This is a genomic window from Psychrobacter sp. 1Y4 (assembly GCF_051847555.1).
In genome coordinates, this window is the sequence record NZ_JBPYDE010000711.1 from 1 (window position 1) to 642 (window position 642).

1 pseudogene is annotated in these 642 nt (G+C 36.1%); it reads left to right on the top strand.

The features are described from left to right. Positions 1 to 481: 481 nt before the first annotated feature. A pseudogene (gene prpB / locus ACS8FC_RS18475) lies at positions 482 to 642 on the top strand (methylisocitrate lyase); the annotation flags it as partial.

The window sequence follows — 642 nt, forward strand, 5'->3', positions numbered from 1 at the left end:
TCATTGGTTAAGAAACATAAAAAACTGTCCGCAGGTATGAACGCTCTGTCTATCGCAGGCTTGGTATTCTTGGCAGGATTTGCCTTATTGTTTTTGGCCAATTTGGCAGGTTTATTTGCTTAAACTTAGTCTTTTTTAAGCTCATGATAAATGAAGCCCTAATAGCTTAGCTGTTAGGGCTTTTTGGTGGGAACAGGACAATCTATAGAGTAATACACCTATTATAATTGTAACTAAATGTAAAAATATATCGTCTCAAAATTTGGTGATTTGAGTAATATGAATACTCATTCTAGCTAAACGTTAAAAAATACATAATGCTATTTGTTTTATGAATAATATTAAATTAACTACAATTAATTATTAAAAATAATAAACAATAATCTACAAGCTAACCTTTGCAGACGTGGATAATTGAGTATAATCAGTGACAACAACAAGATTATTTTCTCTCCATGCAAGCCCATGAAAGGATACTCACATGACATCACCCTCAGCAGGCGCACGCTTTCGCAGTGCGCTTAAACAAAAAAATGATAATAACCAGCCATTACAAATTGCAGGCGCGATCAATGCCTATACTGCGATGATGGCGACCCAAGTTGGCCATCAAGCGCTATATCTTTCTGGCGGCGGTGTGGC